Here is a 17,433-nt window from a genome sequence, read left to right on the forward strand (position 1 = left end):
CCGCGTCAGCAACACCGCCAGCGCCGCCTGCAACACCATGAACAACGTCACGTCGTGCTCCCGCGCCACCCGCAGCAACGCCCGGTGCAACTCGGGGTCCAGCTCGAAGGGCAGGGTCTCGCCGCGGTGGCGCGCGACCGCCGGGCGGGGCCGGTCGGCCGGCAGCGGGATGCTCTCCGGCAGGCCGTCCAGGTTGTCCGTCCAGTGCCGTAGCTGCCGGGCGAACAGCCCGTCCGGGTCGTCCTCGGCCAGCAGGTCACGCTGCCACAGCGCGTAGTCGGCGTACTGCACCGGCAACGGCGCCCACTCCGGCGCCGCACCGGCACACCGGGCCGCGTACGCCGTACCCAGATCCCGCACCAGCGGCGCCAGCGACCAGCCGTCCCCGGCGATGTGATGCAGCAGCAGCAACAGCACGTGCTCCCGCGGGCCGACCCGGAACACCGTGACCCGCAACGGCAGCTCGGTGGTGAGGTCGAAGGGCCGGCGACCGGTCTCGGCCAGCTCGCCGGCGAGGGCGCCGGCGGTCACGTCACGAACCTCGAACGGCACCACCGGGTCGTCGGTGACGATCTGGGACGGCTCACCGTCCATCTCGGGCAGCACCGTGCGCAGCGACTCGTGCCGGCGCACCAGGTCCCCGACGGCGAGGCGGAGGGCGCCGGTGTCGAGCGGGCCGCGCAGCCGTACCGCGATCGGCATGTTGTACGTCGAGCTGGGACCCTCCAGCCGGTGCAGGAACCACAGGCGCTGCTGGGCGTGCGACAGCGGCAGTCGCTCGGGCCGGGGCTGCGGGACCAGCGGCGCGCGGTCGTCACCGCCCGGCCGTACCGCCGCGGCGAGGGCGGCCGGGGTGGGGCCGGCGAACAGCTCGCGCACCGTGACACCGGCGCCGAGGACGCTCCGGATCCGGCTGATCAGCTGGGTGGCGAGCAGGGAGTGCCCGCCCAGCTCGAAGAAGTCGTCGTCCGGGCCGACCTCCTCGCGGCCGAGCACGTGCGCGAACAGGGTGCACATCATCGCCTCGTGCGGGGTGCGCGGCGGCCGTCTCCCGGCCGTGGCGTCCGGCGCGGGGAGCGCCGCCCGGTCCAGCTTGCCGTTCGGTGTCAGCGGGAACTCCGGAAGCCGCTGGATCGACGCGGGCACCATGAAGGCGGGCAGCGTCCCGGCCAGGCCGGCCCGCAGCGCCACCGGGTCCACGTCGTCGTCGGCGACGACGTACCCGGCGAGCACGTCGTCGCGGGCCACCACGACGGCGGCCGTGACGCCGGGCCGGGCGAGCAGCGCGGCTTCGATCTCGCCCGGCTCCACCCGGAAGCCGCGGACCTTGACCTGGTGATCGGCCCGGCCGAGGAACTCCAGTTCCCCGCCGGCGTTCCAGCGGGCCAGGTCACCGGTCCGGTACATCCGCTCTCCCGGCGGCCCGAACGGGTCGGCGACGAACCGTCCGGCGGTCAGCGCGGCCCGGTCGAGGTAGCCGTGGGCCAGCGCCGGCCCGGCGAGGTACAGCTCCCCCGCCACGCCGTCCGGGGCGAGGCGCAGCATCGGGTCGAGCACGTAGGCGCGCACGTTGCCGATGGGGGCGCCGATCGGCGGATGCGCCGGCCAGCGATCCGGGTCGGCGGGCGCCACGGCGGTGGTGACGACGTGGGTCTCGGCCGGGCCGTAGTGATTGTGCAGGGCCGGCCGGGACCCGTCGCGGTGCAGGTCCGCCCACGCGGCGCCGAGGGTGAACGCCTCACCGGCCTGGGCCACACGGGCCAGGCCGGGCAGGACGATCCCGTTCTCCACCGCCGCCTCGGCCACCGACTGGAGGACCAGGTTGGGCCCGTACAGTTCGGTGACCCGTTCCTCGGCCAGCCACCGCGCGAAGTCCTCGCCGCTGCGGCGGACGTCCTCCGGCACGACGGCCAGCGTCTTGCCCGCCAGCAGCGCGGAGAGGATCTCCTGGGCCGCGACGTCGAAGCTGATCGTGGTGAACTGCGCGGTCACCGTGCCGGGGCCACCCTCGGGCCGCCAGGTGAGCAGGTTCGCCAGCGCACGTCCCGGCAGGACGATGCCCTTGGGCACCCCGGTGGAGCCGGAGGTGTAGATGACGTAGACCGGGTGCTCCAGGGTCAGCGGGGAGGGCCGGTCGGCGTCGGTGGGATCGTGCTCCGGCCGCCCCTCGGTCACCGACGGATCGTCGACGAACAGCGGCGCCACGCCGGCGGGCAACTCGACGCCGGCGGTGGTGAGCACGTGTGACGGCCGCGCGTCGGCGAGCATCGCCTCGATCCGGGCCCGGGGATAGCCGGGGTCGACCGGCAGATAGGCGGCGCCGGTCTTCAGGACGGCGACCACCGCCACGATCAGGTCCAGGCCCCGCGGCACGGCGATCGCCACCACGTCACCGGGGCCGGACCCGCCGGCGAGCAGGGCGTGCGCGAGCCGGTTCGCGCGGGTGTTGAGCTCGGCGTACGTCAGCGCGTCGCCGGCGTGGGTGACCGCGGTCCGGCCGGCGTGCTCGGCGGCGGCACGGGCGAGGCGGCCGGCCAGCGTCTCGCCGCTGACCGGGTGGTCCGGTCCGCGGCGGGCGAGCAGCCGGTCGCGTTCGCCGGGCGCCAGCGCGTCCAGCCGGGAGACCGGCACGTCGAGCCCGGCGGCGAGGCGGCGCAGCAACTGTTCCAGGCGGTCCAGCAGCGGGCCCGCCTCGACCGCGCCGGGCCGGTGGTCGAGCCGCAGGTGCAGCCGCTCGCCCGGGATGACCAGCAGGCTGAGCGGGTAGTGGGTGGCGTCGTTGACCTCGATGCCGGTCATCCGGAGGCCGGCGGCCTCGGAGCGCAGCACCGATCGGTCCAGCGGGTAGTTCTCGAAGACCACGACCGTGTCGAAGAGATTCTCGTGGCCGGTGAGCCGCTGGATCTCGGCGAGCCCGAGATGCTGGTGGTCGAGCAGCCGGGCCTGCCGCTCCTGCACCTCGCGGAGGATCTCCAGCACAGTCGCCCCGGGACGCAGCGTGACACGTACCGGAAGGGTGTTGATGAACAGGCCGATCATCTGCTCGACGCCGGGGATCTCCGGGGACCGGCCGGCGGTGGTCGCGCCGAACACCACGTCGGTGCGACCGGTCAGCGAACCGGTCAGGACGGCCCACGCGACCTGGATCAGCGTGTTCAGGGTGAGGCCGTGCCGGCGTGCGGTGTCGGCGAGCGCGGCGGTGAGGCCGGCGGGCAGTTCCCGGTGCTGCTGGACGGGCAGGGCGGAGGCGCGCTGCCCGGCGCCCGGGGCGACCAGGGTGGGGCCGTCCAGCCCGGCCAGCTCGGTGCTCCAGGCGTCCCGGGCCGCGTCGCTGTCCCGCCCGGCACGCCAGGTCAGGTAGTCGCGGTAGGGCACCGCCGGTTCCAGCGCGTACGGGTCACCGCCGGCGCCGTACAGGGCGAACAACTCGCGGGTCAGCAGCGGCATCGACCAGCCGTCGATGAGGATGTGGTGCGTGGTGAGCACCAGCCGGTGCTCGCCCGGGGCCAGGGTCAGCAGGGTGGCCCGGAACAGCGGCGGCCGGGCCAGGTCGAACCGTCGCGCCCGGTCGGCCGTGAGGATCTCCCGTACGGCCTCCGCGCGGTCCGCCTCCGGCAGGCCGCTCAGGTCGTGCTCCGCCCACGGCATCGCGGCCCGCTGCGGGACGACCTGGACCGCCCGGTCGAGGCCCTGCTGCCAGAAACCGGCCCGCAGGTTGGGGTGCCGCTCCAGCAGGGCGTCGAGCGCGGCGCGCAGGTCCGCGGCCCGCACCGGCCCGGCGAGCGAGAACACCAGCTGGACGTGGTAGACGTCCACGTCGTCGTCGGCCAGCTCCGCGTGGAAGAGCAGACCTTCCTGCAGTGGTGTGAGCGGGAGGACGTCAGCGAGTCCCGACGGCGTCATTTCGTACCCCTCCATGCGGCTTCCAGTAGGTCGAGCTGGTCCTGGCTCAGCGACACCAGCGGCAGGTCGGACGGTGTACGGCCACCGGTGTCCGGGCGCCGCAGGTGGGTGACCACGGCGCGCAGGGCGCGGAACCAGGTGCCGGCCAGGTCACGTACGTCCGCCTCGGGCACCAGCCGTGACGCCCAGGACCAGGTGGCCTCCAGCCGGGGGCCGTCGTGGTGGTCGGCGGTGACCGCGTTGAGCTCGATGAGATGTGCCAGGGGCAGCGCGGCGCCGGAGCCCCCGGTGAGTGCCTCGGCGTCCGGCACGGCCGCCCAGTCGGCGGTGTCGCCGGCGGTGAACCGGCCGAGATAGTTGAAGGCGAGCTGGGGTACGCCGTACCCGCCCAGCCGCCGGCGCCCTTCCGGGTCGAGGTGCCGGAGCAGGCCGAATCCGATGCCGTGGTCCGGCAGCTCGCGCAGCTGCTCCTTGACCGCCTTGACGGCCCGGCCCAGCGCGGGACCGCCGCTGAGGGCGTCGTGCCGGTCGATGCGGCCCGGGTCGAGGCGTACCGGCCGGATCGCGGTGAACCAGCCGACCGTCCCGGACAGGTCGGTGTCGTCCAGGCGGCGCCCGTGGTCCTCGAGGTCGAGCACCACCTCCGGGTCGTCGCCGCTGCCGCGCCGCCGCCGCCAGTCCGCGACCGCCAGGGCGAACGCGGTGAGCAGCACGTCGTCGACGGTGCCGTGGAAGGCGGCGGGGGCCGAACCGAGCAGGACCGCGGTCTGTTCGGCGGGCAGGGTCAGGCTCAGGTGCCCGGCGGTGGCCGCGGTGTCACGGCCCGGGTCCAGCGGCGCGGTGGACAGCGGCCGGTCGGCGGTCGCCGCGATCCGCTCCCAGCGGGGCAGCTCGGCCCGGCGGGCGGCGGCCCGCCCGGACAGCGACCGGGCCCAGGTGGAGAACGGGGTGGGAACCGGCTGCGGTTCACCGCCGGCCACCACGGCGGCCAGGTCGGCGAGCAGGATGCGCCAGGACACGCCGTCGACGGCGAGGTGGTGCACGACCAGCAGCAACCGCCGGGTCTGCGGGAACCAGACCGCCCGGAGCATCCCGCCGCCGGCCGGGTCGAGCCGGGCCCGGGCGGCGCGCGCCTCGGCCGCCGGGTCGGCGCCCGGCACGGCGGTGGTCAGCAGCTCGCCGGTGTCACCGCCGGGCGGCGGCACGTGCAGCCGCCACTGCCCGTCACGGAGCAGCCGGGCGCGCAGCATGCCGTGGTGCCCGGCCAGGACGGTCAGGGCGCGGCGCAGGCCGGTCTCGGTCACCCCCGCCGGCACGGTGACCCACATGGACTGGCTGAAGGTGTCGACCGGGCCGCCACGCTCGCGCAGCCAGTGCATCACCGGGGTGAGCGGCACATCGCCCAGCTCCTCGCCGGCGGCGGCCACCGGCGCGGTCTCCAGCGGGGTGGCGACGCGCGCCAGGCCGGCCACCGTGGGGTGCTCGAACACCTGCCGCGGGGTGATCAGCAGACCGTCCCGGCGGGCACGGCTGACCAGCTGGATCGAGGTGATGCTGTCGCCACCGAGGGCGAAGAACCCCTCGTCGGCGCCCACCTCGGCCAGACCCAGGACGTCGGCGAACAGCCCGGCGAGCCGCGCCTCCACCGGGGTTCGCGGGGCGGTGTGCGGCCGCTCGGCGCCCGGCTCCGGGGGCGCGGGCAGGGCCCGCCGGTCCACTTTGCCGTTGCGGGTCAGCGGCAGTTCACCGAGCACCACGACGGCGGCCGGCATCATGTAGCCGGGCAGGGTGGCCGACAGCGCGCCGAGGAGATCGGCCGGTTCCGGGGCGGGGCCGTCGCCGCCGACCACGTAGCCGACGATCCGTTTGTCGCCGGGCCGGTCCTCGCGGACGACGACCACGGCGGCCGACACGTCAGGCAGCGCGGCGAGCCGGCGTTCGATCTCGCCGGGCTCGATCCGGTAACCGCGGATCTTGACCTGGTCGTCGGCGCGGCCGGCGAATTCGAGTTCGCCCGGGCCGGTCCCGCCGTCCGGGACGGTCCAGCGGACCAGGTCGCCGGTGCGGTACATCCGGTCGCCGGCGGGGCCGTACGGGGCCGCGACGAAACGCTCGGCGGTGCGCGCCGGCTGGCCGGTGTAGCCGCGCGCCAGACCGGCGCCGGCGATGTACAGCTCACCGACGACACCGGGCGGCAGCGGAGCGAGCCGGCCGTCGAGCACATAGACCCGCATGTCGTCGAGGGGACGGCCGATCGGCAGCCGGGCCAGGCCGGGCGCGACCTCCGCGGTCGGGCGGGAGGTCGCGAACGTGGTGGTCTCGGTGGGGCCGTACCCGTTGACGACGGTGATTCCCGGGCAGGCGGCGAGCACCCGGCGTACGGCGGCCACCGGCACCACGTCGCCGCCGGCCCACACCTGGCGCACCCCGGCGAAGCAGTCCGGGCGCTCCTCGGCCATCACCCGGAACAGCCCGGCGGTGAGCCACAGCGCGGTGATCCCGGTGTCGCGGATCAGGTCGCCGAGCTCGGCGACCGAGGGCGGGCCGGGCGGCGCGACGACCAGTTCGCCGCCGTGCAGCAGGGGCACCCACAGCTCGTAGGTGGAGGCGTCGAAGGAGTGCGGCGAGTGCAGCAGCACCCGCCGGTGCGCGTCACCGGCGAACGCCCGATCGGTGGCCAGCGCGACCACGTCACCCCGGGTGACGCCGACGCCCTTGGGCAGTCCCGTCGAGCCCGAGGTGAACATGACGTAGGCGAGCTGGTGGTCATGGGCGGGCAGGCCGAGGGGGGTGTCGTCCTCCGCCGCGCTGCCGGCCACGGTGAGCACGGGCAGCTCTCCCGCCAGCGGGTGGTCCGGCCGGTCGGCGAGCAGCAGGCCGCAGCCGGCGCCGGCCAGCAGGGCGCGCATCCGGTCCAGCGGCTGGTCGTCGTGCAGCGGGGTGTAGTACCCACCGGCCTTGATCACCGCCAGGATCGCCACGACCAGGTCGGGCGACCGCGGCAGGGACAGGGCGACGCCGCGCTCGGGGCCGATGCCGTGCCGGCGCAGCAGCCGGGCCAGCCGGTTGGCGCGCGCGTCCAGCTCGGCGTAGCTGATCCGGCTCGGCCCGGCGATCAGCGCGGTGGCCGCGGGCTCCGCCGCCGCCCGGGCCTCGAACAGCCGGGCCGGGTCGCCTCCGGCACGGCCGGTCGCGGTGTCGTTCCAGTCCTCGAGCAGCATCCGCCGGGAGCCGGGGTCGAGCACCGGCAGCGCGCTCAACGGCGCCCGCGGGTCGGCGGCTGCCGCGCGGAGCACGCTGAGCAGGCCGCCGGCCAGCATCTCGGCGGTGGCCGGCTCGAACAGGTCGTGGCTGAACTCGACGAAACCGTCCATCCCGCCACCGGCCAGCTCGGTCAGCTCGACGGTCAGGTCGAACTTCGCCGCGCCGATGTGGACCGGGCGCAGCTCACCCGGAGTGCCGCCGAAGACCGCGGTGGCCCGGCGGGTGTTCTGCAGGACGAGCATCACCTGGAACAGCGGCTGCCGCGACAACGAGCGGTCCACGCCGAGGTCGTCGACCAGCCGCTCGAACGGCAGGTCGGCGTGGTCGAAGGCGGCCAGGTCGGTCGCCCGGACCCGGGCCAGCAGCTCGGCGAACGCCGGGTCGCCGGCGGTGTCGGTGCGCAGCACCAGCGTATTGATGAAACAGCCGACCAGGTCGTCGGCGGCGGTGTCGGCGCGCCCCGCGACGGGACTGCCGATCGGCACGTCGGTGCCCGCGCCCAGCCGGGTCAGCAGCGCGGCGAGCGCGGCCTGCAGCACCATGAAGACGGTGACCCGGTGCTCGGTGGCGAGCCGGCGGACCGCCTCGTGCAGGTCCTGGTCGATCCGCAGCGCGACGGTGCCACCGCGGTATCCGGCGACGGCGGGCCGGGGCCGGTCGGTGGGCAGCGCCAGCTCGTCCGGCAGGTCCCGCAGGGCGGTACGCCAGTAGTCGAGCTGCCGCTGTGCCGGGGCGTCCGGCCCGCCGGCGGCGAGCACGTCGCGCTGCCAGAGCACGTAGTCGGCGTACTGGACCGGCAGCGGCCGCCAGTCCGGGGCGGTCCCGTTCAGACGGGCGCCGTACGCCTCGGCGAGGTCCCGGCCCAGCGGGTACAGCGACCAGCCGTCGCAGGCGATGTGGTGCACGGCCAGCTGCAGCATGTGCCGGCCGTCGTCGAGCGCGAACAGGTGGGCGCGCAGCGGCGGCTCGGCGGCCAGGTCGAACGGCTGGCTCGCGGCGTCGGCGAAGGCCGCGTCGAGGTCCGCCTCGGTGACCCGGCGGACGGTCAGCGGGGGCGTCACCGTGCCGGCCGGCAGCACCACCTGGCAGGGCACGCCGCCGGTGTCCGGGTAGACGGTCCGCAGGATCTCGTGCCGGTCGGTGACGTCGGCCAGGGCGGCGCGCAGGGCGTCCGCGTCGATCGGCCCGTCCAGGCGGACCCCGATCGGCACCACGTAGGTGGCGGCCGGGCTGTCCAGCCGGCTGAGGAACCAGAGGCGGGTCTGCGCTGCCGACAGCGGGAGCCGGTCCGGGCGGTCGGCGGGCCGCAGCGGGGGCAGCTCGGCCCGTGCCGACGGCAGCGCCGCGGCCATCGCGGCGAACGTGCCGGCCTGGAAGATCCGGGCGATGCCCAGGTCCACGTCCAGGGTGGCGCGGACCGCGCGGGCGAGCTTGTCGGCGCTCAGCGAGTCGCCGCCGAGCCGGAAGAAGTTGTCGTCGGCGCCGACCGCCGGCAGCCTCAGCACGCCGGCGGCGAGTCCGCACAGGATGTCCAGGCGGGGGTCGTCGCCGCTGCCCGCCTCCCCCGTGGCCGTCTCCGGGCCGAACCGGGGAGCGGGCAGGGCGGAGCGGTCGAGTTTGCCGTTGACGGTGAGCGGGAGGGCGTCCAGCGGCACCACGGCCGCCGGGACGAAGTGTTCCGGCAGTTGCGCGGCGACCCGGTCGAGCACCTCGGCGGGGTCGATCGTCGCGCCGCGGACCGGCACGGCGTAGGCGACGAGCATCCGGCGGCCCGGTTCGTCCTCGCGGGCCACCACGGTCGCCGCGGCGACGCCGGGGCAGGCGGCGACCGCGGACTCGATCTCGCCCAGCTCCACCCGGAACCCGCGGATCTTCACCTGGTCGTCCGAGCGGCCCTGGAAGTCCAGGGCGCCGTCGGGACGGCGGCGAGCCAGGTCGCCGGTGCGGTACCGCCGTTCGCCGCCGGGCGCGGCCACGAAACGGGACGCGGTCAGTCCCGGGCGGTTCAGGTAGCCGCGGGCCAGACCGGCGCCGCGGACGTACATCTCGCCGACGACACCCGGCGGCACCGGCTCCAGCGAAGGGCCGAGCACCTCGACGTCGAGGTCGGGGATGGGCACGCCGATCGGGCTGCCGTTCTCCGGGCCGTCCAGCGGGCCGTACGTGACATGCACCGTGGTCTCGGTGATGCCGTACATGTTCACCAGCCGCGGGGCGCCGGCCGGGTGACGGGTGTACCAGCCGCGCAGCTGGCCCGGGTCGAGCGCCTCGCCACCGAAGATGACCAGGCGCAGCGAGCCGGTCCGCCCGGGCCGGTCCCGGTCGGCCTCGTCGAGCACGGAGAACGCCGACGGGGTCTGGTTGAGCACGGTCACCCGCTCGGCCGCGATCAGGCCGAGGAAGTCCTCGGCGGAGCGGGACACCTCGTACGGGACGACCACGAGCCGGCCGCCGTGCAGCAGCGCGCCCCACAGCTCCCAGACGGAGAAGTCGAAGGCGAACGAGTGGAACAGGGTCCACACGTCGGACGGGCCGAACGGCAGCCAGGCCGCGGTCTCGGTGAACAACCGCAGCACGTTGCGGTGGGTGACGACCACGCCTTTGGGCGCGCCGGTCGAGCCGGAGGTGTAGATGACGTACGCCGGGTGGCCGGGGTCCGCGTGCGGAACCTCCGGGGCGGGGCACGGTCCGCCGTCGAGGCCGGTCAGGTCGGCCTCGGTGATCACGTGGCGGGCGCCGGCGTCCTCGATCAGGTAGTCGATCCGGGCCTGCGGGTAACGCGGGTCGACCGGCAGGTAGGCGGCGCCGGCCTTCAGCACGCCCAGCAGCGCGACGACCAGATCGGCGCCGCGGGGCAGCCGCACCGCGACGATGTCCTCGGGGCCGATGCCGCGGGCGGCGAGCCGGTGTGCCAGCCGGTTGGCGCGGGCGTCCAGTTCGGCGTAGGTCGTCTCGGCGCCGTCATGGCTGACGGCGACCGCGCCGGGGTGGGCGGCCGCGGCGGCCGCGAACGCCGCCGGGAGGGTGCTCCCGGTGACCCGCGTGGCGCCGGCGGCGGGCGGCGGGACGGCGGGCAGGTCCGCGGTGACCGGTGTCGCGACGGCCTCCCCGGCGCGCAGCCGGCCGACCGGCCGGTCCGGTTCACCGGCGGCCAGGTCGTCGAGCAGCGCGGCGAGGCGGGCGGCGTGCCCGCCGGCGTCGGCCGCGGTGTAGAGGTGCGGGTTGGCGTCGACGTCCAGGCGCAGTCCGTCGCCGGCCGGCCGGATCGTGATCTTGAGGTCTTCGACCGGACCGGTGGAGAGACTGTGCCACTCAGCCGGGCGACCGGCGAAGACGGGCTGGTCACCGCTGGTCAGGATGTTGACCACCGGCCCGTGGAGGGGACGATCGTCACCTGCCGTGATGCGGTCGCGGCGGATGTCCTCCCGCCGGTACCGCTGGTGCCGCAACGCCGCGGTGATCTCGGTGGCGGCCTCGGTGAACAGGCCGGTGACGGTCTGCGCCGGACGGACGGTGAGGGCGAGCGGCACCACGTTGGCGACCATCGCGGGGGTGTGCCGGGCGGTCCGGGAGCGGGCCGCGACCGGGAACCCGACGACCTGCTCGGCGGCGCCGGTGATCCGGCTCAGGTGGACGGCCACGGCGGCCACCACGGCGGTGGGCCAGGCGGTGTCGGCGGCGTCGGCCAGCGCGGTCAGTCCGGCCAGCGTGGCCGCGCCGACATGGGCGGTGCCGCGGTGGAAGTCGTTGCCGACCGGGGCGGCGCGCCCGGCCGGTGTGACCGGGTCGGGAAGCGGCCGGGCCCAGTGGTCGCGGTCGGCGGCGAACCGGGGGGAACGGCGGTAGTCCTCGTCGTCGGCGACCAGATCGGCGAGCGTGCCGAACGGGCTCGCCGGGACCGGCTCGCCGGCGGCCAGCGCGGTGTAGATCTCGCCGGCCCGGGCGGCGACCATCCGGAAGCCGGCCAGGTCCAGCAGCGCGTGGTAGGCGCGGTGGTACCAGAGCACGATGCCGTCGCCGACCAGGTAGAGGGTGTGGCTGTCCAGGTGCTCGCCGGCGGGGTCGGCCGGGACGGCCAGGTCGCCGCGCATCCGTTCCACGGCGCGGTCCCGGGCGTCCGGCTCACCGCTCAGGTCGACCACGGTCACCGGGACGTCGCCGTCGCGGACCGCCTGCCAGGGCTTGCCGTCGGTGTCCTGGCCGAAGTGGACCCGCAGCGCCTCGGCCTCGGCGACGGTCCGCCGGATCGCCTCGCGGAGAAGCTCCGGGTCCACGTCACTCAGTTCGACGTACTCCCCCGCCTGGTAGGCCGGGTTGCCGGGGTCGAGGCGGCTCGCGTACCAGACGCCGAGCTGCGCGGCGGTCAACGGCAGGACGGGCATCGGACTACCTCTCGCCTAGGGATGTCGGGCAAGAGGGAGTCTGCCGAGCGGCTTTGACAGGACCTTGACAAAGCGCTGTCACCGGGGCCGGGCACACGAAACGCCCCCGGCCGGATGCTCCGGCCGGGGGCGTTTCGGGGGACGGGTCAGCGGCGTACGGTGACCGGCAGCACACGCGGCCCGAACAGACCCTCGCGGTGGTACGCGACCTCCGCGCCGGGTGTGATCCGGATGTCGGTGAACGCGTCCAGCAGCAGCTCCAGCGCGATCCGGCCCTCCAGGCGGGCCAGCGGCGCACCGAGGCAGTAGTGGATCCCGTGCCCGAACGCGAGCTGCTGCGCGTCGGGCCGGCCGGGCCGGAACCGGTCCGGTTCGGCGAAGACCCGCTCGTCGTGGTTGGCGGAGAGCAGCCAGGGCATGACCATGCTGCCGGCCGCCACCCGGGTCCCGGCGACCTCGGCCTCGGTGGTGGTGACCCGGCTGGCCAGGGTGATCGGGGTACGGGTACGCATCACCTCCTCCAGCACGGCCGGGATCAGCGTACGGTCGGCGCGGACGCGGTCCTGGAGTCCGGGGTCGTCGCGCAGGCACAGCACGGTGTTGCCGAGCAGCATGGTGGTGGAGACGTGCCCGGCCATCAGCAGCAGGCAGGCGAAGTCCACGACCTGGCGGTCGGCGAGCCGTTCGCCGTCGACCTCCGCGGCGACCAGCCGGCTCAGCAGGTCACCGGTGGGCCTGGCGCGGCGCTGTTCGCAGTGCTGCGCCAGGTATTCGCGCATCTGCTCCATCGGCGTGCCGATCAGCTCACGGAACTCCGCGTCGTCGTTCTCGAACTGCATCGCCACCGGGTCGTCGAACTCCTTCGACAGCATCCGTTCGGACCATCCGCGGAACAGCACGCGGTCCTCGGCCGGGACGCCGAGCAACTCCGCGATGACCATCACCGGCAGCGTGTACGCGAACGTGTCGATGAGGTCGAACTCGTCGGTCCCGATCCCGTCGAGCAGGCCGGCGCCGATCGTGCGGATCCGCGGCTCCAGGTCCGCGATGGTGCGCAGGGTGAACGCCTGGCTGACCAGCCGGCGCAGCTTGCGGTGGAGCGGCGGGTCGATCACCGAGAGGATGTCCCGGGACAGCGGGTTCTGATCGGGCATGATCCGGCTGATGTCCGACGAGAACGTCTCGTGGTCGTTGAGGACGCGCAGCACGTCGGCGTACCGGAAGACGTGCACGACGCCGTACTCGTCGCGCCAGACCGGGTTGTCGTCGCGCATCCGCCGCAACCAGGCGAGCAGTGCGGCGCCGCCGTCCTTCGTGGACGGGCGGGCCGGGATGAGTGATGTCGTCATGGCTCTCCTTCATCCGAAGAGGCCGGGCGGCCGGTGCCCGGCGGCTTGCCCGGAGGTCAGGTCCGGGACGGTGTGCCGGAGCGCTGCGCCACGGTCAGCAGGTATCCGGCGAGCAGGCCGCCGCAGCACACCGCGGCGGCGGCCACCAGCTGGCTGACGGTCATGCCGTCGGCGAAGGCGGAGGTCACCCGGTCGCGCAGGCCGGGGTCACCGCCGGTCCCGGCCAGCGCGGTGGGCAGCGAACGGGCGGCGTCCTCACCGAGGCCACCCGGGAGCCCGGCCGCGAACCGGGCGGTGAGCACCGCGCCGAGCACGGCCACGCCCAGCGACGCGCCGACCTCCTGGAGGCTCTGCATGAGCCCGCTGCCCGTGCCGGCCCGCTCCGGGGGCATGGCGCCGAGCAGCGCGTGCGCGGCGACCGGCATGGCGAGGCCGACACCGAGACCGACCACGACCAGGCCGGCGGCGGTCGCCGGATAGCCGCCGTCGTGGCCGGTGACGGCGATCACCGCGAGCCCGGCGCCGCCGGCGATCATGCCGAGCGCCATGGTGGGGCCGTCGCCGAGCCGGCGGCCGGCCCGGGCGCTGAGCAGCGAACTGCTGATCATCGTGCTGATGGCGAGCGGCGCGATCGCGAAACCGGCGGTGAGGGGGCTGAAGCCGAGCACGAACTGCAGGTGCTGGGTGATCAGGAACAGTGCGCTGGCCATGCCGAAGGCGCCGAGGAGCCCGCCGGCGACGGCCCCGGTGAACCGGCGGTCGGCGAACAGCCGCAGGTCGAGCATCGGGAAGGCGGCCCGGCGCTGGCGGATCACGAAGGCGATCAGGGCGGCCCCGCAGACGATCAGGCCGGTCCACACCGGCACGGCGCCCCATCCCTTCTCGCCTGCCGTGATCACGGACATCCCCAGCGCCACCATGACCACCGCGGACAGCACACCGCCGGGCACGTCGGGACGCTCGCCCGCGGGATTCCTCGACTCCGGGACCAGGATCGCCACGGCGACCAGCGCGATCACCGCGACCGGCACGTTGAGCAGGAAGATCGAACCCCACCAGAAGTGGGCCAGGAGCAGGCCGCCGATCACCGGCCCGCAGGCGATGCCGGCCGAGGAGACCGCCGCCCAGATGCCGATGGCCTTGCGGCGCTCGTCGGCGTCGGTGAACGTCTGTACCAGGACGGCGAGGGTGCACGGCGTGAGCAGGGCGGCGCCGACGCCCATCACGGCGCGGGCGGCGATGACCTGTCCCGGCTCACCGGCGAACGCGGCCGCGGCGGAGCCGGCGCCGAACAGCAGCAGACCGGCGAGCAGGGCGCGCTTGCGGCCGTACCGGTCGGCGGCGCTGCCGGCCGACATCAGCAGGCCGGCCATGGCGATCGAGTAGGCGTTGATCATCCACTGCACGTCGGCGGTGCTCGCGCCGAGCTCCGCGGTCAGCGACGGCAGCGCGACGTTGAGGACGGTGTTGTCGAGCACCACGGTGAGCAGGGTCAGGCAGAGCACGGCGAGGATCAGCCAGCGCCGGGTACGGGGCGCCGTGTCCCGCTCGGACACGGCATTGTTCTGGGTCGATGTCATGGATAATCTCCCGAGTCGGCTTCGACGCGTTCCGTCCCGGCCATGCCGGTGACTGCCCGCCCTCCCGGCCACGGCGCGGCGGCCCGGACACGACTCACGGGCGGCGCGGACAACGGGACGGCAGGGCAACGCCGAAGCGAAGGCGAACGGCGTGCAACGGAGGGACGCCCTGAGGTACGGCGTCGAAGCGCTCTCAGTAGATCATGTCGGGCATTCTTGCACATAACGGGCGCACGCACAAACGACTCCCACCGTCGGCTGGGGTTCATGCTCCCCACACCGCTGACAGCGGCATGACAAACCGCTGACGGGACCGCCCGGGCCCGGCGTGATCCCGTCTAGCTTCGACGCCATGACCGACACCGCCCGCCGCGTACCCGCGGACAAGGAAGAACTGCGTGCACTGATCGCCGCCAAGCTGAACGTCGCCGCGGACGAGCTGGCCGACGACGACGACCTGGTCGACTGGGGCATCGACTCGGTCACCGTGCTGACCCTGGCCTCCCGCTGGGCCGCCGCCGGAATCCCGGTCACGGCGGCCGCGCTCATCGCCGAGCCGTGCATCGGACGGTGGTGGGAACTGCTCGAAGCCCGCTGAAACCCGGCTCAACAAGGGCTCGACGACCACGGGCCCGGCTCCGGATCTCACTTACGTTGGCGTCGTCCGCAACGCCAGCCGAGCGAGTTACGGAGCTGACATGCAATTCGGTATCAACTTCTTCCCGGTGGTGGATCCGGCCCGCAAGAGCGCCACGGCGTACTACGACGAGAGCCTGGCGCTGACCGAGATCGCCGACCGGCTGGGATTCGAGCACGTCCAGACGGTGGAGCACTACGCGACGCCGTACGGCGGCTTCAGCCCCGACCCGGTGACCTTCCTGACCGCCGCGGCGGCCCGCACCACGCGCATCCGCCTGTGCACGGGTGCGATCATCGCGGCGTTCAGCCACCCGGTGCAGGTGGCCGGCAAACTCGCCATGCTGGACCACCTGTCGCACGGCCGTGTCGACGCCGGATTCGGCCGCGGCTTCCTGCCGGACGAGTTCGCCACGTTCGAGGTGCCGATGGACACCAGCCGGGCTCGCTTCAGCGCGATGGTCGAGACGGTCCGGCGGCTGTGGACCGAGGAGGACGTGGTCTCCGACGGCCCGTTCTTCCGGTTCGGGCCGATCACCATGCTGCCCCGGCCGTTCCAGGACCCGCACCCGCCGATCTTCGTGGCCTCGGCCACCAGCGCCGAGTCGTGCGCCGCCGCCGGCACGGCCGGCCATCACCTTCAGGTCGTGCCGTCGGTGACCTCCGCGGAGGCCCTGCGCGAGATGATCGGCGCCTACCGGCGGGCCTACGCGGCGGCGGGCCACCCCGGCGCACCGCGCATCCAGATCAAATACACGGTGTACGTGTCCACCGACCGTTCCGCCGCGCTGGCCGCCGGAGCCGAGCACGAGAACGCCTACGTACGGCGGATGGCCGACGCGGTCGCCTCCTGGGCCGGCACCCGCAGCACGCAGTACCCGGGCTACGAGAAGTTCGTGGAGAAGGCCCGCGACTACGACTTCGGCGCGGCGCTGCGGGCCAACAAGGTGCTGGCCGGCACCCCGGACGACGTCAGCGCGCAGCTCGCCGTGATCCGCGACGACTACGGCGACGACCTGTCGGTCAGCCTCCAGTTCAACCCGGGCACCACCACGTTCGGTCAGGCCAGCGACGCGCTCACGCTGTTCGCCGCCGAGGTCGCCCCGTCGTTCGCCGGCGAGCCGGCCGTGGCCGCCCGGTGAGCGCCCCCGGAACGGTCGCGGTCATCGGACTGGGCGCCTGGGGCTCGGCCGCCCTGTGGCAACTGGCCGGGCGCGGCATCCCGGTGATCGGGTTCGAGCAGTACGAGCCCGGCCACGCCTTCGGCGCGTCGTACGGTGGCAGCCGGATGTTCCGGACCGCCTGCCTGGAGCACACCGGGCTGGTGCCGCTGGCCCGGCGTTCCCTGGAACTCTGGCACGAGCTGTCCGAGATCAGCGGGCAGCAGCTGTTCACCCGGACCGGGGGCCTGCTGCTCGGGCCACCCGGCGGGCACCTCGCCGGCGGGGCACTGGCCGTCGCCCGGGAGCACGGCCTCCCGTTGGAGGTGCTGGACGCGGCGACCGTACGCCGGCGCCACCCGGCCCACGCCGGCCTGCCGGACGACCACATCGGTGTCTGGGAGCCCGGCGGCGGTCTCCTCCGGCCGGAGGAGTGCGTACGGTCGGCGGTCGCTGCCGCCGAGAAGGCCGGTGCGACGGTCCACCGGCACACCCGCGTCACCGGTGTCGAGCTGACCGGCTCGGGCGCGGTGGTACGCACCCCGGTCGCCGAGTTCCCCGTCGCGCAGGTGGTGGTGACCACCGGCGGCTGGGCCGGCGAGCTGCTGCCCGGCCTGCCGCTGGAGACCGTCCGGATGCCGATGACCTGGTACCGGCCGGAGAGCGGCGCCGCCGACCTGACACTCGGCCGTTTCCCGGTGTTCCTCCGCGAACTCGGCGACGGCATGACGATCTGGGGCCACGGCTGGTCCCCGGACTTCCCGGGCGGTCCCGGCGGCCAGGACGTCAAGATCGGCCTGGAGGACGGCGGCGCCGGCTTCGCCCGGATCGACCCCGATGACGGCGGGCGGGCCGTGGTCACCCCCGCCGACTGGGAACGCCTGTCCCAGCTGCTCGCCACCACCGTTCCCGGCGTCGGCGCGGTGCCGTCCGCGGTCACCACGTGCATGAAGACCCGGACACCGGACCGGCAGTTCCTGATCGGCCGGCCGGGCGGCGACCCGCGGCTGGTGATCGGGGTCGGCTGCAACGGCCACGGGTTCAAGCACGCCACCGGAATCGGCGAGGCCCTCGCCGATCTGGCCGAGGGCCGGCCGACGCGATGCCGTCTCGATTTCACCGATCCCGACCGCTTCCCGTGACCGACGTGAGGACTTCC

At 74.6% G+C, this 17,433-nt stretch carries 7 protein-coding genes; 3 read left to right on the forward strand and 4 right to left on the reverse strand.

The window, feature by feature from the left end:
* From ACZ3II_RS31480 to ACZ3II_RS31495, 4 genes are all read right to left on the reverse strand, one after another.
* A partial coding sequence (locus tag ACZ3II_RS31480) for an amino acid adenylation domain-containing protein (protein ID WP_465522086.1) occupies positions 1–3,903 on the reverse strand: 3,903 nt, incomplete at its 3' end.
* Complete coding sequence (locus tag ACZ3II_RS31485) at positions 3,900–11,549, reverse strand: amino acid adenylation domain-containing protein (protein ID WP_465522088.1); 7,650 nt, start codon at positions 11,547–11,549, stop codon at positions 3,900–3,902. The genes ACZ3II_RS31485 and ACZ3II_RS31480, both read right to left, overlap by 4 nt.
* Before the next feature lie 146 nt (positions 11,550–11,695).
* Positions 11,696–12,898 (reverse strand): cytochrome P450, encoded by a 1,203-nt coding sequence (locus ACZ3II_RS31490; RefSeq protein ID WP_465522090.1) that lies wholly within the window; start codon positions 12,896–12,898, stop codon positions 11,696–11,698.
* Between the two features lie 56 nt (positions 12,899–12,954).
* A complete protein-coding gene (locus ACZ3II_RS31495) occupies positions 12,955–14,478 on the reverse strand; it encodes an MFS transporter (RefSeq protein ID WP_465522092.1) in 1,524 nt (507 codons plus the stop codon).
* Positions 14,479–14,830: 352 nt separating this feature from the next.
* Here ACZ3II_RS31495 and ACZ3II_RS31500 point away from each other — a divergent pair, with 352 nt between their 5' ends.
* From ACZ3II_RS31500 to solA, 3 genes are all read left to right on the forward strand, one after another.
* Positions 14,831–15,076, forward strand: coding sequence for a phosphopantetheine-binding protein (locus tag ACZ3II_RS31500; RefSeq protein WP_465522094.1), 246 nt, complete (start codon positions 14,831–14,833; stop codon positions 15,074–15,076).
* Positions 15,077–15,176: 100 nt separating this feature from the next.
* A complete protein-coding gene (locus ACZ3II_RS31505; RefSeq protein WP_465522096.1) occupies positions 15,177–16,256 on the forward strand; it encodes an LLM class flavin-dependent oxidoreductase in 1,080 nt (359 codons plus the stop codon).
* Positions 16,253–17,416: an N-methyl-L-tryptophan oxidase gene (solA, locus tag ACZ3II_RS31510; RefSeq protein ID WP_465522098.1), complete on the forward strand. Its 1,164-nt coding sequence runs from the start codon at positions 16,253–16,255 to the stop codon at positions 17,414–17,416. The genes ACZ3II_RS31505 and solA overlap by 4 nt, the downstream gene beginning before the upstream one ends.
* Positions 17,417–17,433 lie beyond the last annotated feature (17 nt).

It is taken from the genome of Actinoplanes sp. NPDC019969 (assembly GCF_055562375.1).

Bases quoted from the DNA above. Each gene is read 5' to 3' on its own strand.
- ACZ3II_RS31485 (WP_465522088.1), bottom strand. From the start codon at position 11,549: ATGCCCGTCCTGCCGTTGACCGCCGCGCAGCTCGGCGTCTGGTACGCG.
- ACZ3II_RS31490 (WP_465522090.1), bottom strand. From the start codon at position 12,898: ATGACGACATCACTCATCCCGGCCCGCCCGTCCACGAAGGACGGCGGC.
- ACZ3II_RS31495 (WP_465522092.1), bottom strand. From the start codon at position 14,478: ATGACATCGACCCAGAACAATGCCGTGTCCGAGCGGGACACGGCGCCC.
- ACZ3II_RS31500 (WP_465522094.1), top strand. From the start codon at position 14,831: ATGACCGACACCGCCCGCCGCGTACCCGCGGACAAGGAAGAACTGCGT.
- ACZ3II_RS31505 (WP_465522096.1), top strand. From the start codon at position 15,177: ATGCAATTCGGTATCAACTTCTTCCCGGTGGTGGATCCGGCCCGCAAG.